Here is a 293-nt window from a genome sequence, read left to right as displayed (position 1 = left end):
CGCTGACTGGCGAAGAGAGGACCAAATGAAACGCGAGCATTTCAAGCGCACGGCCAAGATCGGGTTCTGGGCGTTGTTGTTGAGCGCCTACTCGGTCGGCGCGGCCGGCGTGATGATCGACGTGTTCGGCGCGGACTACCGCGAGCTGGGACAGGTCGCGGTGACGTCGGTGGACTCCAAATCCGAGCGGCGCTCGTTGAGCGCGGCGCAGATCGCGGCGGTCTATCGCGCCCAGAGCGGCGCGCCGTTCTCGACCTTGCCGCCGGGCAGCACCTTCAAGGTGGTCTGGCCGG

The 293-nt window shown here is 66.9% G+C and carries 1 protein-coding gene; it reads left to right on the top strand.

What is annotated here, in order from left to right; translation table 11 throughout:
- Window positions 1-25: 25 nt before the first annotated feature.
- A partial coding sequence (locus HKX41_11075; GenBank protein NNC24673.1) for a hypothetical protein occupies window positions 26-293 on the top strand: 268 nt, incomplete at its 3' end.

This window comes from Salifodinibacter halophilus (assembly GCA_012999515.1).
GTDB classification, from domain to species: domain Bacteria; phylum Pseudomonadota; class Gammaproteobacteria; order Nevskiales; family Salinisphaeraceae; genus Salifodinibacter; species Salifodinibacter halophilus.
This window is presented reverse-complemented; position numbering and strand designations above follow the sequence as displayed.